The 7,661-nt window shown below is 69.9% G+C and carries 7 protein-coding genes and 2 pseudogenes; 6 read left to right on the top strand and 3 right to left on the bottom strand.

What is annotated here, in order from left to right:
- Positions 1–254, bottom strand: a 254-nt coding sequence (locus ACFV0G_RS30455) for a hypothetical protein (protein WP_380555003.1), incomplete at its 3' end; no start/stop codon positions are given.
- Between the two features lie 655 nt (positions 255–909).
- Here ACFV0G_RS30455 and ACFV0G_RS30450 point away from each other — a divergent pair.
- The 4 genes and pseudogenes from ACFV0G_RS30450 to ACFV0G_RS30435 all read left to right on the top strand — a co-directional run bounded on the left by ACFV0G_RS30450 (position 910) and on the right by ACFV0G_RS30435 (position 5,194).
- Complete coding sequence (locus ACFV0G_RS30450) at positions 910–1,590, top strand: hypothetical protein (RefSeq protein WP_380555001.1); 681 nt, start codon at positions 910–912, stop codon at positions 1,588–1,590.
- A 142-nt stretch (positions 1,591–1,732) separates the two neighbouring features.
- Positions 1,733–2,254, top strand: coding sequence for a GNAT family N-acetyltransferase (locus ACFV0G_RS30445; RefSeq protein ID WP_380554999.1), 522 nt, complete (start codon positions 1,733–1,735; stop codon positions 2,252–2,254).
- Between the two features lie 525 nt (positions 2,255–2,779).
- A pseudogene (locus tag ACFV0G_RS30440) lies at positions 2,780–3,627 on the top strand (IS5 family transposase).
- A 1,429-nt stretch (positions 3,628–5,056) separates the two neighbouring features.
- Positions 5,057–5,194 carry a hypothetical protein gene (locus ACFV0G_RS30435; RefSeq protein WP_380554997.1) on the top strand — a complete coding sequence of 46 codons (138 nt, stop codon included), beginning with the start codon at positions 5,057–5,059 and terminating at the stop codon, positions 5,192–5,194.
- Between the two features lie 137 nt (positions 5,195–5,331).
- Here ACFV0G_RS30435 and ACFV0G_RS30430 read toward each other — a convergent pair whose 3' ends face one another.
- Positions 5,332–6,057, bottom strand: a complete 726-nt coding sequence (locus ACFV0G_RS30430) for a hypothetical protein (protein ID WP_380554995.1) — start codon at positions 6,055–6,057, stop codon at positions 5,332–5,334.
- 110 nt (positions 6,058–6,167) lie between these two features.
- On the opposite strand from ACFV0G_RS30430, the gene ACFV0G_RS30425 reads away from it, so the two are divergent.
- Both ACFV0G_RS30425 and ACFV0G_RS30420 read left to right on the top strand, forming a co-directional pair.
- Positions 6,168–6,815: a TetR/AcrR family transcriptional regulator gene (locus tag ACFV0G_RS30425; RefSeq protein WP_380554994.1), complete on the top strand. Its 648-nt coding sequence runs from the start codon at positions 6,168–6,170 to the stop codon at positions 6,813–6,815.
- A gap of 410 nt (positions 6,816–7,225) precedes the next feature.
- On the top strand, positions 7,226–7,411 hold the full coding sequence (locus ACFV0G_RS30420) for a hypothetical protein (protein WP_380554992.1): 186 nt from the start codon (positions 7,226–7,228) through the stop codon (positions 7,409–7,411).
- Between the two features lie 64 nt (positions 7,412–7,475).
- On the opposite strand, the pseudogene ACFV0G_RS30415 reads toward ACFV0G_RS30420, so the two are convergent.
- Positions 7,476–7,661 (bottom strand): annotated as a pseudogene (locus ACFV0G_RS30415) (hemerythrin domain-containing protein); the annotation flags it as partial.

Genomic DNA, 7,661 nt, shown 5'->3' with positions numbered 1-7,661 from the left:
CGCCAGCTGTTCGACGAGAACCATGCCTTCACCTCCTCCGTCACGTCATCAATCACGGCTGCTGCTTGACTCAATAGCCCCCTGAGATGTCTCTCATGGAAGGACGGCGGGGAGGTGGTCACGGTGGCCGACGGACCGAACGGCGGACGCGACGTATCGGGAACGGTGATGGCCGTGGTGCTGGTGGTGATCGTGCTTGGCCTGATGCTCTTGGGGGCGACCGCGAACGACCCGCCCGGCCAGTCCGGCTGCATGGCCTCCTGCGACTTGCACTGAGCCTGCGCCTCTCGGCCCTCGGCAATGGGCTTTTTTGAGCACCCCCTGGGGGACTGTCCCCGCATGGGCGAGCGCCAGTTAGACCTGAGGAGCGTGTTGCCGCACGGCTGGTCCTTGTGATCGTCACTTCTCGTGCCTCACGTCGCCGATCACTGACATCTCACGTCGCGACCCACTGACGTTCTGACGTCGTCCGACACCCGCCTCCGCCCCAGCCCGCCTCCGCCCCGGCCCGGTCACCGGGCGCGCGGCCGGCCGGACGCGGAGAGAAGAGAAGGGCCAAGCAGCGGCCCTGGAGCGCGCAAACACCGCACGCCCCAGAACCGCCAACCACAACAACCAGAACAAGGGGCACAGAGGGGTTGCCGGGATTCCGGCGCACCTTGACAATGGCCTGTGACCTGCGGAAACACGCCCGATCCGGTGCTGGCCGGTGGTCGGGGAGGTGGTCGGGGAACCGGAGGGGGAAACCGCAGGCCCTCGCAGCGTCCGGATCTCCCGCAGCCTTGCCTCCTACGGATCGGTCCGGATCGTCTCGGTCTCCGGGAGAATCGGCACGCCCCAGGAGCCGTTGATCAGTAGGCTGGCTCACCGACTATCAGATCGTGTTGCTACGACGAGGGCGGGGGCTTCGTGTCGGAAGCAGTGCTGAATGTCGTGATCGGGCTGATCACGAGCGTCGTCAGTGGCGGGTCCGTCTGGGCCTGGAAGCGGGTGAGCACCGCTCGCATCCTGCACCAGAAGCAGGCGCTGCTTGGCCTGCGGCCCGGTGCAGCGTGCGTCATCATCCTGAATAGCCACTGGCAGATGCCCACCGTCACTGAGCACGGTGACGTCTACGCGATCATCGAACTTGCGATGCTCGCCGAGGAGGCGGGGTGCGGATTCTCCCTCGTTGCCGCAGAAGCGCCTGAGCTGAATGGGGATCGCACCGAACTGAGCATCGGTGGCTTGGGGTCGAACCGACGCAATGTCGAGTACGTGGCGAGGCACCTGCCCGGTGTGAAGGTCAATCAACGCGGTGACTTCACCGTCGGTGGTGAGCGCTTCCTCCATAAGTATGGTCGAACGGACCATGCGCTGGTCGCGAAGTTCACCCCTCCTCAGTCGGCACAGCCGGTCCTCATGATCATGGGGCAGTCGGCGATCGCAAACCGTGCGGCGGTGCACCTGCTCAAGCGCGACTACAAGCGTCTCGTCAGGGAGGTCGAGTCTCTCGATCGATTCTGTCTCATGCTGCGCGTCGACGCGGCGGACACCTACGGCTACCAGGCCGTCGATGTCGCTACCGACTTGTCGGCTGTCGCGTTCTAGGGCGCACCCTCCTGCAGAGACCGGGTTCGGCCAGCCAAGCCCTGGCGGGGCTGGCCTTTCACGCCCAACAAAAGTCAGACGAGACAACTCCGCCCACGCTCACTGGCAAATTCCTCGCCTCAACGCCGGACGGGACAGCATCATGATGCCCATGCACATCACGGCCTGCCGACAAGAAGATCTGGAGGTGCTGGAGGAGCGTCTGCCCTCCTCCAGCGCCGTTTCCTACCACGCCCAGCGGTTCGCCCGGCAGGCATCAGGGACCAGCACGTTCCTCGTGGCCTGGCTGGATGCCCAGCCGGCAGGGATCTGCGAAGTGCGCTGGGACGGCTGCGCGGCGCCAGAAGTGAGAGCAGTCCTCGCGGACTGCCCGGAGATCAACGGTTTGCACGTCGTCGATGTGCTTCAGTCTCGCGGGGTAGGCAGCACCCTGATCCGTCACGCCGAACAGCTCGCTGGCGAGCGAAACGCACAGCTGATCGGACTGGGAGTAGACGATCACGGAAATCCGCGGGCCGCAGCCCTATACGCTCGATTGGGATACGAGCCCACGGTCCGCTACGTGGATCGCTACTTCTACACGGACGACACGGGTGCGGAACACCCAGTCGAAGATCCCGCCATCTTCCTGGTGAAGGAGCTCCCGCCCCGGCCCCAGTCCTGACCGCGCCCTCGCGCCATCAATCCGGATTAACGAAGCGCGGCCAGATGATTCCCCATTAGCTGGCCGCCAGCGGGGAATCGGAACCGGCCACTAACAGCCGGTCAGGGCCGGCAGGGCGCCCAGGTCGCCGGGTCGGTCAGGTGTGGTCGTTCGGCAGTTCGGTGTCGGCGAGGTGGCCGGGGCCGAGGCAGCGGCGGGCACCGGGCACCGCCAGTCCGTCCCGACCCTGGACCTGGCCAGCTATCGGGCGGCCCCTCCCGAGCGGCGTCCGTCCGCAGGTCAGCGCGCCGCAGGGTGGGGAATCCCGTGAGCAGGTCCGAGGAGCACCCGAGCGTGGGGTGGGGAAATCCAAGGATCCTCATCATTCTCGGATCCGGCGGGACGAAGGGCAGCAAGACGCAGTCTTGAGAGTGACGCACCGCCAGGTGCGTACCAACCGGCGACTGGTCGGGGTCGGTGCGCTGGTGGAGGGTGGGGCTTAGGGTCCGTCTTCAAAGATGATCAAGCAATGAGATCATCTCGGGTGTGATACGTCGTCATGAGCTTTCGGACGTTGAGTGGGAGGTGCTGTCCCGGTTCCTGCCGAGGTCGGGGACCGGGCGGCCCAGGTCGAACGACCGGGTGGTGCTGAACGGGATCGTGTGGAAGCTGCGGACCGGCTCGGCCTGGCGTGACGTGCCTGATCGCTACGGCTCGTGGCAGACCCTGTACACGCGTTTTCGCAGGTGGGCGTTGGACGGCACGTTCTCCCGCATGCTGGAGCAGGTCCAGGCGGAGAAGGACGCGTCCGGTGACATCGACTGGCTGGTGTCCGTGGACTCGACAGTCGTCCGGGCCCATCAGCATGCCGCGGGCGGCAAAAGGGGGCACGTGACCGGGACGAAGCGGGTGATCACGCCCTCGGCCGATCCCGTGGAGGACTGAGCACCAAGCTCCACCTCGCCTGCGACGGCCGAGGCCGCCCGCTCGGCTTCGTCCTGACCGGCGGCAACACCAACGACTGCACCCGCTTCGAGCACGTCATGCAGACCATTCGCGTCCCCCGGATCGGGCCCGGCCGGCCTCGCACCAGGCCCGACCACGTGGTCGCCGACAAGGGCTACAGCTCCCGCAAGATCCGCACCTACCTGCGCAGACGCGGCATCCGGCACACCATCCCCGAACGCGCCGACCAGGTACTCAACCGCCTGAACCGCGGCTCACGCGGCGGTCGGCCCATCGGATTCGACCGACAGGCCTACCGCCTGCGCAACGTCGTCGAACGCTGCTTCAACCGGCTGAAGCAGTGGCGCGGCCTGGCCACCCGCTACGACAAGACCCGCGAGTCCTACCAGGCCGCCGTCACCATCGCGTCCATCCTGCTCTGGATTTGATCTTTGAAGACGATCTCTAGGTGTCCGTCGTGGTGCTGGGCGGCGCGGAGTCGGGCGCGCGGGGTGGGACGGCGGTGTGTCAACGCTGTGGTCTCTGCCGGCCCCGGCAGTCTAGTGTCCATGCCGGCCCTTTCCCGCCTCCTCCACCGCCGCGTACGCCCGTCGCGCTTGTGGCGCCGGGCCATCCGCGCACTGCGGCGCCGCCGCCGTCCCGTCCCGCCCCGGCCCGTGCTCGCCGGCGCCGGCCGCGGCTCCGGCGCTCCCGGCACGTGTCGCTGCGCGGCCGTGCCGACGCGGCAGGTCCTGGGCAACGGCACCGTTCTTGATCTCACGACCCACTCCGCCCGCTGCCCGGTATGGCGCAGCATCCCCGAGCGGCTCTCGACAGCCAGCCCCGTGCAACCGCCCAGCGACGCCACCTCCCAGTGATGCTTGGCGACCCCCGCCGCGCCCGGCCGGCCGCCAGGCCGGCCGCCGATGCGGCCGCTCTCGCCCTCGCCGGGCAGAACGCGGCGACGTGGGTGCGCGAACTCGCCGCCCGACAGAGCGCTCCGGCGCAGCGGCGTGTGCTGAGGCAGGTCGCCCACGCGCTGGGTCGCCTCGGCGACAGCCGAACAGGAAGCGGGCGCGAGGCGGCTGGGGCGTTGCTCTGGGCGGCGTGCACGGGACGGCTCCCGGTTCTGGAAACCGGAGAACGGGCTGCTCTGGTCGCCGTGTGCGCCATGGCCTTCGGATCCCGGTCACCCGAAAGGAGGGTGGCCGCATCGATGGCACGGGCCGTCACCGCCGGACGCGCGGCCCGACCCGAATGACCCGGCGCATGCTGTGAAGTCCGCGCGGATCCCGGCACGCGAGCCAGGACAACCCCGCCGGCCACCGGCCGGCAGAAGTGCCGCCTACGGCCCGGGCCCGTAGCGTGGACACCGCTCGACCCACTCCCGGAACGGATCGTGACCGCCCCTGTCGGGAGGTTCACATGCTCCTGCTCGCGCTGTTGACACCACCCGCCCTGCTGGGCGCACTGCTCCTGCTCGGCCGGTACGAGGAACGCCTCACCAGGCAGCTCACCACCCCGCCCCCGGCAAGCCCGCCACCCACACAGCAGCCATCCGCGGGTGAACCGGTCGGCCTTGGTCAGTGACGCCCGGCGACCAGCGCTGAGATCTCCAGCGAAACGCCCCGGGCGCACACCCGGGGCGTTGAGGGCGGTGATGATCGGCTCCGCCGGTCCGCAGCGCCTCGCCAAGGGCAAGGGCGCCGGGACCTGCGTCATGCCCCTCCCCTGGCACCTACCCGCACGGGGACGGCCGGAAGACCGCCCCCACCGCCGGGTCCCCGGGCAGCGCCGGCGACGGGATCAGATAATGCGCCGGCCGAGAGCAAGACGTAGCGGGGTGATGGCGTCACGGGCGGTCGCGGAGCACGGGAGGTGGCGTTGGCGGCGTCGATGGACCGGCACTCCCGGGCGCCCCGGCAGCCGTACTGGGCGGGCGTCGAGAACCGGTACAAGACCACGATGAAGCACAAGCAGGCCGGCCGGGACACCGCCGAGGCCCCGGCGGGCTGATCCACCCCAACGCGCGGTGCCTGGATCGGGCGTGAGGCCGGGTTCCGGCGCCCCTGCCCGGTAGCCGGTGTGTCTGCGCTGTCGGCGACGGGTGGCGGGGGAACGAGGCAGCCCTTCCCCCACCGCCTCGGGACGTCCTACAGGCCACTCGAAGATCCGGCCGTGGCGGCCTGGTCCTGACGCACCGCGCTGTGGGCGGGAGCACCGGACTGCGGCCCGGGGTTTCGTCGGCGCCGGACGGCCCACGCCGCCGCGCCGAGGGCGAACCCGTATACCGACACCAGCCCGTGCCCGTTGCCTTGGGCGAACCACATCGCCAGGCCGAGTACCGGGACGCCGACCGCCAGGGCGATCTCCTTCGGGAGCCGCGTGCGGGTGAGGAGGGCGAGGGCGAGAGTGGCGCCGAGGAAGTAGGTGGCGCCGGAACTGCCCGCGAAGTTGCGCGGATCGGTGCTGGGGCCGTCGCCGAGACCGAGCACGGTGTCGAGGCGGCCGGGCAGGACGACACCGGCCAGGAAGAACGCGGGGACCAGCCAACCGCCCCAGTACCACTCGGCGAGCACGGCGACGGCGGCGAGGGTGAGGAGGTTCCACAGGCCGCCGAAAAGGCCGCCGTTCTGCATGAACACCGAGGTGAACTCGCGCCACCAGCCGGACTTGGCCGGGTCGGCATCGAGCGCGTCCATCGCACCGGCCCAGGCAAGTTGGAGCAGGACGCCGCCGACGGCAAGCGCCGTCAGGCCGACTGCCGTCCACGGGACCGGACGCCCGCGCAGCGTGTCCCGGCCGACCACGCCGAGTCCGCAGTTGACCATCATGACCATCAGCGCGGCCGTGGTCACGTTGAAGACGATCGCCCCCATTGCCCGTTTCTCCCCCGATCACGGCGTTTTCCAACGCCGTTGGAAAATCTGTCGGCGCCAAGCTAGCACGGCTTTCGAACAGCATTGGAAAACGCCTGTACGGTGGGCGGGTGAAGCTCACCAGGGAGCGCATCGTCGACGCGGGGATGGTCGTCTTCGCCGAGGTCGGCTACCACCACCTGTCCATGCGCCAGGTCGCCGACCGACTGGACACCCATGCGGGAAGCCTCTACTACCACGTCCGCAGCAAGGACGAGCTGCTCGCCCTGATGGCCGACCGCATCTGCCGCCGCGCGTACGACGCCGGCACCGAGGCCCTCACCGCCCTCCCGCCCACAGCCGACTGGCCGGACCGCGTCCACGCCCAGGCCTCCGGCCTGCGCCACAGCATCGGACAGCACCCCGGCGGCGCCCGGCTCCTCGCCGAAAGCCCCGGCATGCTGAGCACCGGCGCACTCGCCCTGATGGAACGCCTGCTCGCCACCCTCAGCGACGCCGACCTGCCCGCCGACGATCGCGCCGTCGCCGCCGACACCCTCCTCAGCCACGTCACCGGCTTCGTCCTCCAGGAGCAGAACCAGCCCACCGCTCCCCCGCCCGTCACCGCCGAACTCCACACCGACCTGTGCGAGCGCTTCCCCCTGCTCATGGGCCCGACGTTCCCCCGCCTGAGCCAGGACGAGAAGTTCACCCGGAGCATCCGCCTGCTCTGCGCCGGCTTCGCGACACTCGCCCGGCCGCCGGCGACCGGCGCCTGAACCACGCACCGGGCGAACAGCCGTGCGACCCCATCGGCCGTACCCTCACGGTGGCGGCCAAGCAGAGGCACCCGTCTCCACGACAGCTACCGGCGCAGCGAGAACCAGGATCTCGGCGGGGACTACTTCCTCGAACGCATCGGCAAGGCCCGGCCGGCTTCCACGGTGCGGCCCGGAGCGGCGCTGGCCGGGGAATCTGTGGGCGCGGTGGCTCTCCAGGGTGATCATCGATGGCGAGACCGTCCCCTGTCGGGGAAGGCGACGAAGCCGGGGGCGTCCGATCGTGTGGCCTGCGGCCGAGCCCGATGAGGAGCCACCCTTGGAGACCCAGCCCGCCCACGCCGTCGGGATCCTCGGCAGCGTCGGCCGCCCCGAGCGGCTCCTGGTCACCTGGGCCGAGCAAATGGTGCGTGACCGCGCCGCTGGACGACGACCAGGCGCACACGGTCGCGGCCGCCCTGTCCGGCCATCTCCCCGACGCTCCCCGTCAGCGGCGCCCGTCGCAGCAGTTGGTGCGCTGGCTGCTCCCGCCGCTGGATGTCACCCTCCACCTCGACGACGGGCCCCCGCGCCTGGCCCACCTCGGCCACCCCTGACCACCGCACCGACCGCACGCCCGGCCGCGTCGAAGCGGCCCGGCCAGGCCGCGTCGGTGTCCGGCTATTCGGCGGCGCTGGGGACCTTCAGTGGGTCGCGCGGCGCGTCCGCCTTCGCGGCGGTGAGGTGCTCGCCGAGTTCGACGAGGCGGTTGCGGCCCATGGCCTTGCGGACCTCGGGGAACCAGTCCTTCTCCTCCTCCTCGACGTGGTGGCGCACGTTCTCCATCAGCACCGTCATCTTCGCGTC

Origin of the sequence: Kitasatospora sp. NPDC059571 (genome assembly GCF_042735675.1) — a bacterium.
In the GTDB taxonomy this organism is placed as follows: domain Bacteria; phylum Actinomycetota; class Actinomycetes; order Streptomycetales; family Streptomycetaceae; genus Kitasatospora.
Note: the sequence above shows the minus strand (reverse complement) of the source record. Positions and strands in the feature narration are given on the sequence as shown.